The sequence below is a fragment of the Arthrobacter gengyunqii genome (assembly GCF_023022985.1).
In the GTDB taxonomy this organism is placed as follows: Bacteria; Actinomycetota; Actinomycetes; order Actinomycetales; family Micrococcaceae; genus Arthrobacter_B; species Arthrobacter_B gengyunqii.
In genome coordinates this window covers 3445953-3459266 of the sequence record NZ_CP095461.1, presented here as the reverse complement: position 1 = coordinate 3459266, position 13314 = coordinate 3445953, and the positions used below count along the sequence as shown (strand labels likewise).

General features: G+C 65.8%; 15 protein-coding genes, 1 other RNA gene and 1 riboswitch. Of the genes, 5 read left to right on the top strand and 11 right to left on the bottom strand.

The window, feature by feature from the left end; translation table 11 throughout:
* Positions 1-40: 40 nt before the first annotated feature.
* The gene (locus MUG94_RS16035; RefSeq protein ID WP_227890685.1) at positions 41-337 is read right to left on the bottom strand and encodes a hypothetical protein; all 297 of its coding nucleotides are present in this window, start codon (positions 335-337) and stop codon (positions 41-43) included.
* Between the two features lie 112 nt (positions 338-449).
* Positions 450-839, bottom strand: coding sequence for a hypothetical protein (locus tag MUG94_RS16030; protein ID WP_227907128.1), 390 nt, complete (start codon positions 837-839; stop codon positions 450-452).
* Between the two features lie 169 nt (positions 840-1008).
* On the opposite strand from MUG94_RS16030, the gene MUG94_RS16025 reads away from it, so the two are divergent.
* A complete protein-coding gene (locus MUG94_RS16025) occupies positions 1009-2220 on the top strand; it encodes an MFS transporter (protein WP_227907127.1) in 1212 nt (403 codons plus the stop codon).
* 3 nt (positions 2221-2223) lie between these two features.
* Here the strand turns inward: MUG94_RS16025 and MUG94_RS16020 are convergent, their stop codons facing one another.
* From MUG94_RS16020 to MUG94_RS16005, 4 genes are all read right to left on the bottom strand, one after another.
* Entirely contained in the window at positions 2224-3699 is a 1476-nt protein-coding gene (locus MUG94_RS16020; RefSeq protein ID WP_227907126.1) for an amino acid permease, read from the bottom strand.
* A 179-nt stretch (positions 3700-3878) separates the two neighbouring features.
* Complete coding sequence (locus MUG94_RS16015; RefSeq protein ID WP_227907125.1) at positions 3879-4232, bottom strand: DMT family transporter; 354 nt, start codon at positions 4230-4232, stop codon at positions 3879-3881.
* 2 nt (positions 4233-4234) lie between these two features.
* Complete coding sequence (locus MUG94_RS16010; RefSeq protein ID WP_227890680.1) at positions 4235-4549, bottom strand: DMT family transporter; 315 nt, start codon at positions 4547-4549, stop codon at positions 4235-4237.
* Between the two features lie 10 nt (positions 4550-4559).
* Positions 4560-4624, bottom strand: a riboswitch (guanidine-III (ykkC-III) riboswitch).
* Positions 4625-4688: 64 nt separating this feature from the next.
* A complete protein-coding gene (locus MUG94_RS16005) occupies positions 4689-5630 on the bottom strand; it encodes an SMP-30/gluconolactonase/LRE family protein (RefSeq protein WP_227907124.1) in 942 nt (313 codons plus the stop codon).
* A gap of 114 nt (positions 5631-5744) precedes the next feature.
* Here MUG94_RS16005 and MUG94_RS16000 point away from each other — a divergent pair, with 114 nt between their 5' ends.
* Entirely contained in the window at positions 5745-6044 is a 300-nt protein-coding gene (locus tag MUG94_RS16000; RefSeq protein ID WP_227907123.1) for a hypothetical protein, read from the top strand.
* 208 nt (positions 6045-6252) lie between these two features.
* Here MUG94_RS16000 and MUG94_RS17365 read toward each other — a convergent pair whose 3' ends face one another.
* Entirely contained in the window at positions 6253-6507 is a 255-nt protein-coding gene (locus MUG94_RS17365; RefSeq protein WP_423724283.1) for a hypothetical protein, read from the bottom strand.
* A 54-nt stretch (positions 6508-6561) separates the two neighbouring features.
* Between MUG94_RS17365 and MUG94_RS15990 the strand changes: the two genes are divergently transcribed.
* Positions 6562-8214 carry a thiamine pyrophosphate-binding protein gene (locus tag MUG94_RS15990; RefSeq protein ID WP_227907122.1) on the top strand — a complete coding sequence of 551 codons (1653 nt, stop codon included), beginning with the start codon at positions 6562-6564 and terminating at the stop codon, positions 8212-8214.
* Between the two features lie 35 nt (positions 8215-8249).
* Here the strand turns inward: MUG94_RS15990 and MUG94_RS15985 are convergent, their stop codons facing one another.
* Positions 8250-8915: a nucleoside/nucleotide kinase family protein gene (locus MUG94_RS15985; RefSeq protein WP_227907121.1), complete on the bottom strand. Its 666-nt coding sequence runs from the start codon at positions 8913-8915 to the stop codon at positions 8250-8252.
* A gap of 125 nt (positions 8916-9040) precedes the next feature.
* Here MUG94_RS15985 and ssrA point away from each other — a divergent pair.
* Positions 9041-9410, top strand: a transfer-messenger RNA (tmRNA) gene (gene ssrA, locus MUG94_RS15980).
* 46 nt (positions 9411-9456) lie between these two features.
* Here ssrA and MUG94_RS15975 read toward each other — a convergent pair.
* Complete coding sequence (locus MUG94_RS15975) at positions 9457-9828, bottom strand: nuclear transport factor 2 family protein (protein WP_227907120.1); 372 nt, start codon at positions 9826-9828, stop codon at positions 9457-9459.
* Positions 9829-9989: 161 nt separating this feature from the next.
* Here MUG94_RS15975 and MUG94_RS15970 point away from each other — a divergent pair, with 161 nt between their 5' ends.
* Complete coding sequence (locus tag MUG94_RS15970) at positions 9990-10895, top strand: ABC transporter substrate-binding protein (RefSeq protein ID WP_231704886.1); 906 nt, start codon at positions 9990-9992, stop codon at positions 10893-10895.
* 32 nt (positions 10896-10927) lie between these two features.
* On the opposite strand, the gene galK is transcribed toward MUG94_RS15970, so the two are convergent.
* Positions 10928-12085 (bottom strand): galactokinase, encoded by a 1158-nt coding sequence (galK, locus tag MUG94_RS15965; RefSeq protein ID WP_227907118.1) that lies wholly within the window; start codon positions 12083-12085, stop codon positions 10928-10930.
* Positions 12082-13206 (bottom strand): galactose-1-phosphate uridylyltransferase, encoded by a 1125-nt coding sequence (gene galT, locus MUG94_RS15960; protein WP_227907117.1) that lies wholly within the window; start codon positions 13204-13206, stop codon positions 12082-12084. Before galT ends, galK begins: the two co-directional genes overlap by 4 nt.
* Positions 13207-13314: the final 108 nt, after the last annotated feature.

The window sequence follows — 13314 nt, the reverse complement described above, 5'->3', positions numbered from 1 at the left end:
GACCCCGGCCCGTGTCAAGGGAACGCGCCCCGGCAAGGTCTTAGGCGGCAGTGGACAGAAGTTCCCTGGAGGGACGTTCCGGGCAAGATCCTGCGGAAGCCTCGGGATAGTAGAAGGACCAGTCGTCGTAGGGGTCCTGCCACGATGAATCATCACGGGCCACACGGCGGACGTTTTCTGCCGGCACCCAGCGGTTGTGGACCCGCCCGAGGTCGTCAATCCAATGCAGGAGCACCGAGACACGGGTCCAGGCCGCAGCCTTGCCGTCAATGAACGACGACGGCGTCCGAAAACGGACGTACGGCTCGCGGCGGTACGGGGCGTGAGTGACTGTCATGGCACCACCCTGCCGTGCGGCACTGACACTTTGGCGGGCGGCAGGCTGCGGCTTGGTCAGCAGGTCAGGCCGGGGACCGGCCGGAAACGCCGGAGGGGAGGAAGCCCGGAAGCTAGGAAGCCAGGTCCCGCCACTTGGCGGCGGCCTTGTTGGTCAGTGCGGCACTGTGGTCGGCAACTCGACGCGGGACCATGCGGATAACGGGTGCCAGCTCCGAAATACCCTGGCGGGCGGAAATGCCGGGGCGGGCGGAAATGCCGGGTTGGGCGGAGCTGCCGGCGGGCTGTTCCACGCGGGCGGGCTTATTCACCACCATGTAGAAAATGGCCATTCCGGCCACCCCGAGGGAAATGAGGGTCACGACGCCCAGCCCGTAAAGGGCAAGCATCGCGTAGAAGGGGGTATCAAAGAGACCGGCAATGAAGTTTGCGCTGCCCAGCAGCAGCCACAGCCAGAAGACAGCGACGAGCACGAACATTGTTCGTCCGCGACGAAAAAGCATGGCGGATTTTTTCCGCACAGAAGGCACCGTTTGAGACTCCCCGCCCATTTCTACTCCCCCAGCTAACGGACCCGGATAAACAGGTCCTAAGCAGATGATAGCCCCTATCCGTCATCGCTTGTTCACAGGTAAGCCAGAATGTACTGTGTCGCTGCGAGAAGGGCAGAAAGTGAACAATAAATCCGGCCCCGGACTTTTATTTGTGCTGGTGTGCGCCATGGGCGCCGGACCCGTCATGAATTACGGCATCAGCGCCACCAGCACGCTCATCATTGGCGATCTGGGCATCAGCGAGGCGCAGTTCGGGCTGTTGGCCACCGTGTGTTTCCTCAGTGCAGCATTGTCCTCCGTGTCTCTTGGCCGGCTTAGCGACAGGATTTCCGGCCGCGCGCAGCTCATGCTGATTTTCGGGGGCACTGCTCTGGCCCTCTTGCTGATGGCAGTGTCCGGCAGCTATTTGTGGCTGCTGATTGCCGTGGCTCTTGCCGGACCGGCCCAGGCGATTTCCAATCCCACCACCAACCGGGTGATTGCCCATCAGGTGGACCCTGCCCGGCGTCCGGGCTGGCTGGGCATCAAGCAGTCAGGGGTGCAGGCCAGTCAGTTGTTTTCCAGCCTCTTTTTCCCCGCAGCCGCGCTGCTGGTGGGCTGGCGCGGCGCAGCGGCCGGAGCCGCCGTCGTCATGGCGGTGCTCCTGGTGTATTCGTGGAATAAGCTGCCCGCAGCACCGCCGCCGTTGCCGACGACGGGCGCAACTCCCGGAACGCGCGACCCTTTCCCGCCCACGGTCTGGCTTTTGGCCGGCTTTGCCCTGTTGTCGGGTGCCGGGATGCAGGCCACCAACGTTTATCTGCCGATGTTTGCTCAGCGCGAACTCAACTTCTCACTGCTGATGGCCGGCGCGGCCGCCGCCGTTGCCGGCGTGGTGGGGGTGGCTTCCCGGGTGTTGTGGGGCCGGCGGATGGCCGGCGGAACCACGGTGTCGTCGCTGCTGGTCATTTTGGCGGTGGGAGCCATTGGCGGTACGGCGCTTTTGCTGGCGGCCGGGCAGACCGGGCTGCCGTTGCTCCTGTGGGCCGGAGTGGCTGTCCACGGCGCCACGGTGCTTGGGGTGAATGTGGTGGTTATGGCCGCAGTGATGCGGGAGGTGGATCCGTCCCGGGTGGGAGCGGCCTCCGGCGTGGTCTCGCTGGGCATGTACGTCGGTTTTGCAGCGGGTCCGCTGGCCATGGGCCTGCTGCTGGAGTATTCGGGTGGATTCCTCGCCGGCTGGCTGTTCGTGGCTGCAGGCTATCTGCTCTGCGTGGTTCTGGGGCTGATCCTCCGCGGGAGGACCTCCGCACGCACCCCGGCGGCGGCGGAGAGAGGAACCAAAGCGTAGGAGTCAGGCGGTTTCCGGGGTCGGCGGGAGCTTGGCCAAGCGCGGGCTGTTCGGATTCAACAGCGAGTGGCGGCGGCCGTAGAACCAGTAGATGACGACGCCGATCACGAGCCAGATGGCAAAGCGCAGCCAGGTTTCCCAGTGCAGCTGCAGCATGAGGAACCCCGAGGACAGCACGCCGAACGCCGGAATCCACGGCATCAGCGGCAGCCGGAATTCCCGGGGAGCGTCCGGCTGGCGGCGGCGCAGCACAATGACGGCCACACAGACCACCACAAATGCCGCCAGAATGCCGATGTTCGTCAGGTCCGCCACGGCACGGATCGGAAAGACACCGGCCAGCAGCGCCGAGGCAATCCCGGCAATCCAGGTGACCCGCTGCGGCGTACCGCGCCGGTCGGTGCCGGAGAACCAACCCGGAAGCAGGCCGTCGCGGCTCATGGAGAACCACACCCGGGTGACGCCCAACAGGAACGTGAGCATGACGGTGAGGATGGACAACACGGCGAAGGCCGAGATGACAGTGGCGATGACCGGAAGCCCCACCGATTGGAACGCGGAAGCAAACCCGGCGGTCGGACTGATGTCGGTGTAGTTCTGCATGCCGGTCAGTACCAGCGTTGCCAGGATGTACAGAACCATGGCCACGGCCAGGGAGAGCAGGATGGCCTTGGGCATGTGCTTTTTCCCGTCCGTGGCTTCTTCCGCAGCGGTGCTCATGGCGTCGTAGCCGAACACTGCGAAGAACACCGTGGCGGCGCCGGTGAAGACAGCACCGAACCCGTTGGGCAGGAACGGTGTGTAGTTTGCGGTGTCCACGAAGAAGAAGCCAAGACCCACAATGAAGAGAATCAGCAGCACTTTCAGTCCCACCGCCACCAGTTCGAACCGCCCGAAAGTCTTGGTGCCCCGGCTGAGAATCCAGGTGATGAACAGGCAGACCACCAGGGCCGGCACATTGATGACCCCGCCCTCAACGGTGTCACCGGTGCCCTGCATCCAGGCTGGAATGTCGATGCCGATCCCGCTCATGAATTCGGTGAAATAGCCGGAAATGCCGATGGCGACGACAGCCACAATCGCCGTGTACTCCAGAAGCAGGTCCCAGCCGATGAACCAGCCGATAATCTCGCCCAGGGCCACATACCCGTAGGTGTAAGCGGAACCGGCGCGCGGCACCATGCCGGCAAACTCGGCATAGGACAGCGCCGCCGCGGCGCTCGCCAGACCGGCGACCAGAAAGGAGATCAGCACAGCGGGCCCGACGCCGGCGGCATCAGGTCCGCCGTTGGCCACCAGCCCGGCGAGGGTGAAGATGCCGATGCCAATGATGCCGCCGACACCGATGGCAGTAAGTTGCCATAAACCCAGGCTCTTGAAGAGTTTGCTGCCGCTTTTTTCGTCCTCCACCTCGTCGATGGGCTTGCGCCGGAAAAGGGAGGAGGACGAGGAAGAAGACGGGCTTTCCGCTGTGGCCATGGGAGGGCTCCGATCATCGCTGCCGGTACCGCAGGGCACCGGTGATGACGCATTTCCCGGCGCTCAGAGAAGTATCATCCCGCCGAAGACCCGTGAACAGTGCCGGAGCCAAAATTGTGCGGCCGCAGGGACCCGCCGTATCACGGGAACCGGTCAGTGCTCAGCGGCGCGGCGGCGCCTCAGCCTTCCGGCGTGCCGGAACCCTTGTCCCGAGGCGCGGATTCCACAAACTTCAAGCCGACCACGCAGCCGATGATCCCGGCGAGGAAGAGGATTTTCAGCAGCCCAGGCTGTTCGTTGCCGAAAGCCATGGCGTACGCAACGGTCAGGACGGCGCCCACCCCGGTCCACACGGCATACGCCGTGGAGATGGGAATGGAGTTCATGGCGTACGCCAGGCCCACCATGGAGGCCACGCCGGCGACCAGGAAGATGAGGGAGGGAATCAGTATGGTGAAACCGGCCGAAGCATCCAGGGCGGTTGCCCAAACGGCTTCCAGCACTGCGCTCAGGAGCAAGACAATCCACGGCATCGTCAGCCCACCACCTTCAGGCCGATAACGCATCCCACCACACCCAGCAGCAGCAGGACCTTGAGCAGGGTGGCTTTTTCTCCGCCGAAGGCCATGGCATAGGCCGCGGTCAGCACCGCGCCGATCCCCACCCAGACCGCGTACGCGGTGCCCACCGGGATGCTCTGCATGGCGACCGCCAGGCCAGCCATGCTCAGGATGATACCGACGGCGAATATTACCGTGGGCCAAAGCCTGCGGAAGTTCTGCGATTTGCCCAGCGCCGTGGCCCAGACGGCCTCCAGCATGCCGGAGAGAACAAGGATGACCCATGCCATGACTAAATCCTTTGGCCAGTCTTGTCGCTGTCCGGGTACTGAACCGTCGTCCGGAGACCGGGATCCGGTCTTGGCTACCTAGGGTAGCAAATTGACGGCGGCCCGCCTCCGCCTGAGCCGGCGGGCATATGTCCACTCCCTACGGTTGGGGGCCCCGCAGCGCAGCAGCGGCATCGGTCACGGTGGTGCGGATCCGGTACAGGCTGGTGGACGCTGTCATATACAGGGTGCGGCCGTCGTCGCCCCCAAAACAGACATTGCTCACGGTCTCCGGAACCGCAATCTGCAGGATCCGCTCCCCGGCGGGGGAGAAGACCTGCACGCCCTCCTTCGAGGAGGACCAGATGTTGCCGTGCACATCCACCCGGAAACCGTCCGGAACACCCGGACCCACCTCGGCAAATACCCGGCCGTTTCGCGCAAACCGGCCCTGAACGACGTCGTACGCGTGGATGGCATGACCGTGCAGCCGCTGCCCGTCGTCCATGGCGGGGGTGCCCAGCGAGGTGTCGGAGACGTAAAGGATGGACTCATCGGGTGAAAAGGCCAGGCCGTTGGGCACCTCAACGTCGATGACGGCCGGTGTCAGCTCTCCGCTGGCCGGATCGAAACGGAACACCCAGCGGTCGCCGTATTCTTCGTGGCCCGGATGACCTTCTTCCTCCTTCTGGATGCCGTAGGAGGGGTCCGAAAACCAGATGGTGCCGTCGGACTTCACAACAACGTCGTTGGGGGAGTTCAGCCGCCGGCCGTTCCAGGAGTCGACAAGCGTGTGCACGGCGGGAACAGCATCGGCTGCGGTGCCGGTGTCCCGCTCGATGGCGCGCCGGCCGTGCGAGCACTGGATCACTGCGCCGTCGCGGTCCAGCGAGCGGCCGTTGGCAAACTCGGCGTCGGAGGCATAGACCTCCAGTGCGCCGGTCGCCTCGCGGTACTCCAGGATCCGGTTGCCCGGAATGTCGCTGAAGCGCACGGCGGAACGGCCGGGGATCCATACCGGTCCCTCAGCCCACTGCGCGCCGGTGGCAACCTTCTCTACTGTGGCGTCCGGGGCGAGCAGGTTCTCGGGCGTTGTCGGCATGCGCGGTCCTTTGCGGTGGGGATTGGCTTTGGCTCACAGTTTAGACGCACGCCCCGGCCGCACTCCGGAGATAGGCTGGGATTTGTTATCAGCAGCTAAGAGGAGAAAACAACTGTGAGTGCACTTCTGACCTCCCTCGTTTCCAGCGCCGGCCTGATCGGCGGCTACAAGACCGCTCGGGATACCGGCAACCGGCAGCTGGGCGGCGCGGTCCTGGCTGCAGCCGGAGCAACAGCCTTCACGATGTGGAAGCGCGACGCCGGCACCGGCACCGCCGCGGCCCTCACCGCCGGTTACGTGGCAGCTTTCGGCCTGTCCCACCCGCTGGCGAAGAAGATCGGCGCCTGGCCGTCGGTCTACGCCGTCACTGCCGCTACCGCCGCGGCTTCTTTGGTTTTCGGGCGCCGCCGCTAGCTCTGAGCGCGTCGGTGGATAAACTCTGCGCCTAGCCGTATCGGCGGCACCACAACGCAGAGAACAAGAGGGGCCGGGCGGGAATACCTGCCCGGCCCTTCTCGAATGATGTTCCCCAACTCCATGGTGGTGAACCTTGCATTTATGGCATCGCCGGAATCGGATCGATTTCCACTTCCCTGGTCCGGACCGGTTACATTGCGGACTATTACCCCGCCGCCACCCGTGCCACAGCCACCGGCTGGGCCCTGAGATTCGCCCGGATCGGCGCCATTTCGGGTCCGATCATCGGCGGCTGGATCGCTGCCTCGGACGCTCCCCTTGAGCGGAACTTCGCGGTGTTTGCCATCATCGGCCTCGTTGCCGCCGGTGCCGTGGCGATGATTTCCAAGCGTGTTCCGCAGCTGGACGGCACCGCGGCAGCCGCAGCAGGAGCAGCTGCTTCTCCGGCCGATGCATCCAAGCAGACGGAACCTCCCTACGATCGAGAACAGTTCCGTTATCTAGGAGGGCACACATGTTCGTAGCGGAGGTTGTCGGCAGGACCCTTGCCGAGCTGGGAGCCGGACACTGTTTCGGAGTGGTCGGTTCCGGCAACTTCATCGTGACCAATGCGCTGCGCCAACACGGAGTTCCGTTTACCGCAGCACGGCACGAGGGTGGGGCAGCCACCATGGCCGATGCCTACGCGCGGGTTTCCGGAAGGGTGGGGCTGGTGTCCGTGCACCAGGGCTGCGGCCTCACAAACGCGGCAACGGGCATCGGGGAAGCCGCCAAGTCCCGCACACCGCTCATTGTGCTGGCCGCGGAGGCTGCGTCCTCGGCGGTGGGTTCCAACTTCAGCATGGACCAGGACGGCTTTGCCCGATCGGTCCAGGCCGTTCCGGAACGGATCCATTCAGCACGCACGGCCGTCGCGGACACCGTGCGCGCCTATCGGCGAGCCGTCAACGACCGGCGCACGGTGGTCTTGAACCTTCCACTCGACCTACAGGCACAAGAGGTGCCGGAGACGGCGGCAGCGCCGGTCTCCGTCCCGTTCTCGGTTCCGGTCCGTCCCGGACGGGCGTCCGTGGCCGCGCTGGCGGATCTGCTGGAGCAGGCGGAACGGCCGGTTTTCATTGCCGGCCGCGGCGGCCGCGGAGCACGGAATGAAGTGTTGGCCCTGGCCGAGCACGCCGGCGCACTGGTGGCCACTTCCGCGGTGGCCAAGGGATTGTTCAACGGGGAGAAGTTCAACCTCGGAATTTCCGGCGGATTCTCCTCGCCGATGGCCGCCGATCTCATTACCGGAGCTGATCTGATTGTGGGCTTCGGGTGCGCGCTGAACATGTGGACCATGCGGCAGGGCACCCTGATTGGGCCGGAAACCGCCGTCGTGCAGGTGGACCTGGAGGACGCAGCGCTCGGTGCCAACCGGGCCGTGACGCTGGGCGTTCTGGGGGACTCCGCTGAAACCGCGGCAGCGGTGCTGACTGAGCTGGTTGCCCGCGGTGATGCACCGCGGGCCGGGTATCGAACGGACAGTGTGCGCCAGCGGATGGCGTCCATCCGGTGGCAGGACGAGGAACTGGACGATTTTTCCACCGACAGTCGAATCGATCCCCGCATCCTGACCCGCCGCCTCGATGAACTGCTGCCCCGGGAACGGATTGTCGCTGTGGACTCGGGCAACTTCATGGGGTACCCGAGCCAGTTCCTGGAGGTGCCCGACGAAAACGGATTCTGCTTCACCCAGGCCTTCCAGTCCATTGGGCTGGGGCTTGCGACGGCGATCGGAGCGGCGGTGGCGCGGCCGGACCGCCTGCCCGTGCTCGGCACCGGTGACGGAGGGTTCCATATGGCCGTGGCTGAGCTGGAAACCGCCGTACGGCTGGAACTGCCGCTGGTCTGCATTGTCTACAACGACGCCGCCTACGGAGCGGAGGTGCATCACTTTGGTGCCGAGAACCCGCAGGCGGACATGGGCACGGTCGTGTTCCCGGAGACCGACGCCGCTGCCATCGGCCGCGGCTTCGGTGCGGACGGGCTTACCGTCCGCACGGTTCAGGACCTCGACGCCGTGAGCGCCTGGCTGGCGTCCGGCCCGCGCAGACCGCTCGTCATTGACGCGAAAATCGCGTCCGACGGCGGCGCCTGGTGGCTCACCGAAGCGTTCAAGGGACATTGAGCGCAGCTGCCTGTCCCCATCTGCCCCCGGATTCCTCACGCCGGACGGGCATCCAGCCGGATGCGGATATCGGCGCGGTGAGCGTGGCCGATGATCAGCCGGGCATTGGCTTCGTCGCTGCCCAGGGCCCAGGCCCGGGCCTCGTCCGGAGTCCTGCCAAATTCCGCATGCCGCCGGATGAGCCGTTTCCGGCGGACGACGTCGTCAATTTCGAGGTACCAAACTTCATCCATCAGCGTCCGGGCGTGCGGCCAGTGACCCTCCTGCAGCAACAGATAGTTGCCTTCCGTAATGACCAGCGGGACGGTGGCCCGGACGGGCAGGGCCGATCCGATCGATTCCTCCAGTTCGCGCCGGAAATCGGGTGCATAGATCTGAGGCTCCTCCGCCGACTGGCCGTGAAGCCGCGCCAGCAGCGCTGCGTATCCGCCGTCGTCGAACGTGTCCGGAGCTCCCTTCCGTTGCTGCCGTCCAAGGTCCTTCAGCAAGCTGTTCGCCAGATGGAACCCGTCCATCGGCACCAGGGCGGCAGTGTCCGGACCGAGCGCGTCCACCAGAAGCCGGGCAACAGTGGATTTTCCGGATCCGGGTGCTCCGGTGATGCCCAGGATGCGACGGGTGCCGGAGCAGGCGAGGGAACGTGCCCGCTGAATGAGCTCGGCGGGATCCATGGATTCATGGCGCGCAGGGGAAGTCTCCATGGAGGACATTCTTTCCCACGGATTTCTGCGCGGAGCAAGCGTCCCGGACAGGGAATGATCTGTGATGGACAATCGTTATTAGATGTGTACGCCATGCGGCGGACAGCTGGTTGGCAACTGAATACGGGGATGATCGGTTTCGACGATGTCTGTTGAGTCAGGGGAAGCGGGCCGAGGACGCAGAGTTATCTCGCTAACGCTCTCTGCAAAAAAATAAGTGCCAAACCTATGCGCACTGACTTCGCTCTCGCTGCCTAAGCAGCCGGAGTAGTCCGTCAGCCCGGAGTCGCTCTCGCTCCGGATCCTGGCGTCGTTTAGAGGGCCACTGCCGAACACCTTCGCCGTCTGGGTGTTCGGGACTTTTGGACGGCTGGGCCCGGATCAGCCACCTGTATGCAGGATGGCTGGGGCCGAGAAAATCCGACGCATACTGCGCCCGGAGAAGTCCTGGCAATACAACATCGGACGGGGGTTCGATTCCCCCCATCTCCACGAACCTGCACCGAAGGCCTGTCCCCTGGGACGGGCCTTCGGTGTTTCCTTAGTTGCCGCGGAGGACGGGGGTTCCCTGATGGAAGCGGAGACGTGGCTGACCTGTCGAGGTGTCCCAGACGGAGGAATGCCGGCTGCGCGGGGTGCCTGAATCCAGCGGGATGCCGGACCGGATCCGGTAGGTGACGAGGAACAGATGCGGCGCGAGCTGCGAGAATTCCCATTCATCTGTCTCCGGCGTGGGCCGCTGATCCTCGGCACCGAGGGCCGCAATGATGTCCTCGCGTGTCCACCGCTGCCCCGAACGTCCAATCTCGAGGAACTCCGGGTGCAACAGGCGGCGCAGGCGGGCCGCATCAACCCGGGTGGACGACGCGAGAAGTTCCAGCTCCGCCGTCCGGATAACTCCGTGCACTCCCATGGGTTTTAGTGTGCCGCATCCGGCTGCCCGCGGTCCTAATTGCCGTGGGTCCTTTTCCAACGCGGTGCGCCTCCCTACGCTGGAACAAGGGCAGGGGGCTTCCTCCGAGAGATCAAGGACCGTCAATGGCACAGCCGGGCAGCAGCGCAAATCCCCTGAGAATGGGTGTCTTTTCAATCTCGCCGGCGTTGGCCGCGGGTGAGAAGAAGGGTTTCTTCGCAGACAACGACGTCCATGTGACGTTGGAGCAGGTGGAGTCCTCCGAGCAGCAGTTCCGGGACTTCGACGCCGGAGCCTATGACGTCCTGCAGACCTCCTGGGACAACGTGGTCAACTACCGGTGCAACGCTTCCAACGATTTGGGCCGTCCGCTCAACGTCCTGGCCGATTTTGCCCTGGACCTCGGGATGGGACTAAGCGTGGTCACTCCGCCCGAAATCCCCTCGATGGAGGCGGTCCGCGGCGGCGAGGTGGCGGTGGATGCGGCCGACAGCGGCTACGCCTACGTTCTCTATTCCCTCCTGGAAAAAGCGGGTCTGCGCCGGGACATCGACTACACGGTGGTCAGCCAGGGAAGTGTCGCCGAACGTTACCGGAAGATGAGTGACGGCTACGCCTCGGCCACCCTGCTGAGTGACGGCCTCGAGGCGCTGGCCCGCGAGCTGGGCATGAATCAGCTGGCCGATGAATCAGCGCTTGGTACGCCCTACGTCGGGAACGTGGCGGCCTGGAACGGGGACTGGTACGCCGACAACCGGGACACGGCCATGCGCTTCCGTGATGCCTACGAGGCTGCGCTCGGCTGGGTGCTGGAACCGGGCAACCGCGATGAGGCAGCTGAGCTGGTGGCCACGGTGCGCGGGCTGCCCCCGCAGGACGCCCGCGTGGTGTTCGACGCCGAACTCGGCCCGTGGGGTCTGGCCCGAGACACACATATCACCGACGAGGCCGCCCGGGCAGTGATCGCACTGCGGCAGCAGTATGACGGCTTCGACGAAGACCCGGCGGTAAACCCGTACGGCGATCTGGCTCCGTTCTTCGTCAACAGCGGCCCGAACGCCTCGTAGCCGGCGGGCGTGACCCCCCCGGTGGGTTCGCTTTAGCCCTCCACCCGCCCGGCACCGGACGCAGGAAGCACCGTGAAGACGGCCGGAGCGGCATAACCGGCCGCCGCAAAGGCGTCTGAAACGGCTGCCGTCACGGCGTCAGCTGCTGTGCTGTCCACCAGTGCAATGGCGGAACCGCCGAAACCGCCGCCTGTCATCCGTGCCCCCAGTGCCCCGGCCCGGCGGGCAGTCTCCACCGCCAGATCCAGTTCCGGGCAGGAGATCTCGAAGTCGTCCCGCATCGACGCGTGGCTCTCGTTGAGCAGCGGGCCCAGCTTGCCGGGCCCGTCCGTCCGCAGGATGTCGACGGCGGCCAGCACCCGGGCGTTCTCCGTCACCACATGCCGGACCCGCCTGAAGGTTTCCTCGTCCAGGACGCCTGCGGCCGCCGCGAGGTCCTTTACGGTGAGGTCCCGCAGTGCGGCCACGCCCATCTCCTTGGCGCCCTGCTCGCAGGAGGCGCGCCGGGAGGCATAACCGCCGCTGGCATGCTCATGGCTGACCCGGGTATCGATCACCAGCAGCGTCAGACCGCTGCCGGCCAGATCCAGCGGCACCAGTTCGGCTTCCCGGCTTCGGCAGTCGAGGAACACGGCGTGGCCTTCTTCGCCCAGCAGGGACGCGGACTGGTCCATGATTCCCGTGGGGGCACCCACCATGAGGTTCTCGGCGCGCTGGCCCAGCGCGGCAAGCTCGGGGCCGGTCAGTCCGGCATCGGAGAGGTCGTTGGCCATCACAGCCACGGCGCATTCCAGGGCGGCGGACGAAGATAGTCCGGCCCCCACCGGTACATCGGAATCGACGTACAAATCCAGTCCGGGAACCCCGGTGCCGCGGTCCTCGAAGGCCCACAGGACGCCCAGCGGATACGCTGCCCAGCCCTGCACGCTTCCGGTGCTCAGCTCATTCAGGTCGGCGCTGACCAGGCTGCCCTCGCCGAACGCCGAGTACACCCGCGCGGTCCGGTCCCGCCGCGGCGCGGCAGCCACCGCCGTCGAGCGGTTGATGGCGAAGGGCAGCACAAAGCCGTCGTTATAGTCGGTGTGCTCGCCGATCAGGTTTACGCGGCCGGGCGCGGCCCAGATCCCCGCCGGCTCCCTGCCGAAACGGGCGGTGAAGGCGGCGGACAGCTCAGTGGCCGAGAGGGTCATGACAGCACCTTTCCGGGGGCCGCGGGAACGGCGGCACGCAGGTTCGCTGCCACCTGCTCGGGGATGGTGTCGTTGATGAAGGCGCCCATGGCGGCTTCGGAGCCGGCCAGGAATTTCAGCTTGTCTTCGGCCCGGCGCGGGGAGGTGAGCTGCAGGTGCAGGCGGCTGGCCGGGCGGAAGCGCGCATCCAGCGGCGCCTGCTGCCAGGCGGCAATGTACGGGGTGGGGGTGGAGTAGAGGCCGTCGACGCGGGCGAGCAGGTCCAGATAAACGGCGGTCAGGTCATCGCGTTCGTCGTCCCGCAGTTCAGCGAGGTCCGCAACCTGCCGGTGCGGCACGAGGTGGACTTCCAGCGGCCAGCGGGCGGCGAAGGGCACAAAGGCGCTGAAATGTTTGCCTTCGAGGATCATCCGGTCTCCTGAGGTGCGTTCGGCGTCCAGCGCCGCTCCCACCAGGGTCTGCCGGCGGTCGGACGCTTCGTAAAAGGCGGCCGCCTGCTGCGCCATCACCGCGGAGCGCGGCGGAATGAACGGATAGGCGTAAATCTGGCCGTGCGGATGCAGCAGCGTGACGCCGATGTCCTCGCCGCGGTTTTCGAAACAGAACACCTGGCGGATGCCGTCCATCGCGGACAGTGCAGCGGTGCGCTGCGCCCAGGCGTCCACTACGGTCCGGGCGCGGGCGGGGGAGAGGGACCCGAAGGACCCCTCATGCGCGGAATCGAAGGCCACCACTTCGCAGCGGCCGTACGCCGGCGCCGTCGTTCCCCAGGCCGGGTCTGCCGGCAGCTGGCCCAAATCCGGGCCGAAGGAGGGGAACCGGTTCTCGAAGACCACCACCTCGTAGTCCTCGGCCGGGATTTCCGACGCGCGCGACGGCGACGAGGGGCACAGCGGGCACTGGTCGGCGGGCGGCAGGTGGGTCCGCGACTGCCGGTGTGCGGCCACCGCGATCCACTCGCCGGTCAGGGCGTCGTACCGGGCGGTTCCGTTTCCGGGCCGGGCCGGAAGGCCGCGGGTGTCTGCCGGAGCGGACTGCCTGCGCTGTGCGGTTTCCGGGGAGGAATCGAAATAGATGAGCTCCCGGCCGTCTGAGAGCCGAGTGCTGGTGTGGACTGTCATGGATTCCTTCTGCCGCCGCTTGCCCGGGAAATCACAGACTATCTCAGGACCGGTCCGCTCCGACTTCATCACGGCGCCTGTGACGGCGCTGGAAATGCTGCTGCCGGC

Bases quoted from the DNA above. Each gene is read 5' to 3' on its own strand.
- MUG94_RS16035 (WP_227890685.1), bottom strand. From the start codon at position 337: ATGACAGTCACTCACGCCCCGTACCGCCGCGAGCCGTACGTCCGTTTT.
- MUG94_RS16030 (WP_227907128.1), bottom strand. From the start codon at position 839: ATGCTTTTTCGTCGCGGACGAACAATGTTCGTGCTCGTCGCTGTCTTC.
- MUG94_RS16020 (WP_227907126.1), bottom strand. From the start codon at position 3,699: ATGGCCACAGCGGAAAGCCCGTCTTCTTCCTCGTCCTCCTCCCTTTTC.
- MUG94_RS16015 (WP_227907125.1), bottom strand. From the start codon at position 4,232: ATGCCGTGGATTGTCTTGCTCCTGAGCGCAGTGCTGGAAGCCGTTTGG.
- MUG94_RS16010 (WP_227890680.1), bottom strand. From the start codon at position 4,549: ATGGCATGGGTCATCCTTGTTCTCTCCGGCATGCTGGAGGCCGTCTGG.
- MUG94_RS16005 (WP_227907124.1), bottom strand. From the start codon at position 5,630: ATGCCGACAACGCCCGAGAACCTGCTCGCCCCGGACGCCACAGTAGAG.
- MUG94_RS15990 (WP_227907122.1), top strand. From the start codon at position 6,562: ATGTTCGTAGCGGAGGTTGTCGGCAGGACCCTTGCCGAGCTGGGAGCC.
- MUG94_RS15985 (WP_227907121.1), bottom strand. From the start codon at position 8,915: ATGGAGACTTCCCCTGCGCGCCATGAATCCATGGATCCCGCCGAGCTC.
- MUG94_RS15975 (WP_227907120.1), bottom strand. From the start codon at position 9,828: ATGGGAGTGCACGGAGTTATCCGGACGGCGGAGCTGGAACTTCTCGCG.
- MUG94_RS15970 (WP_231704886.1), top strand. From the start codon at position 9,990: ATGGGTGTCTTTTCAATCTCGCCGGCGTTGGCCGCGGGTGAGAAGAAG.
- galK (WP_227907118.1), bottom strand. From the start codon at position 12,085: ATGACCCTCTCGGCCACTGAGCTGTCCGCCGCCTTCACCGCCCGTTTC.
- galT (WP_227907117.1), bottom strand. From the start codon at position 13,206: ATGACAGTCCACACCAGCACTCGGCTCTCAGACGGCCGGGAGCTCATC.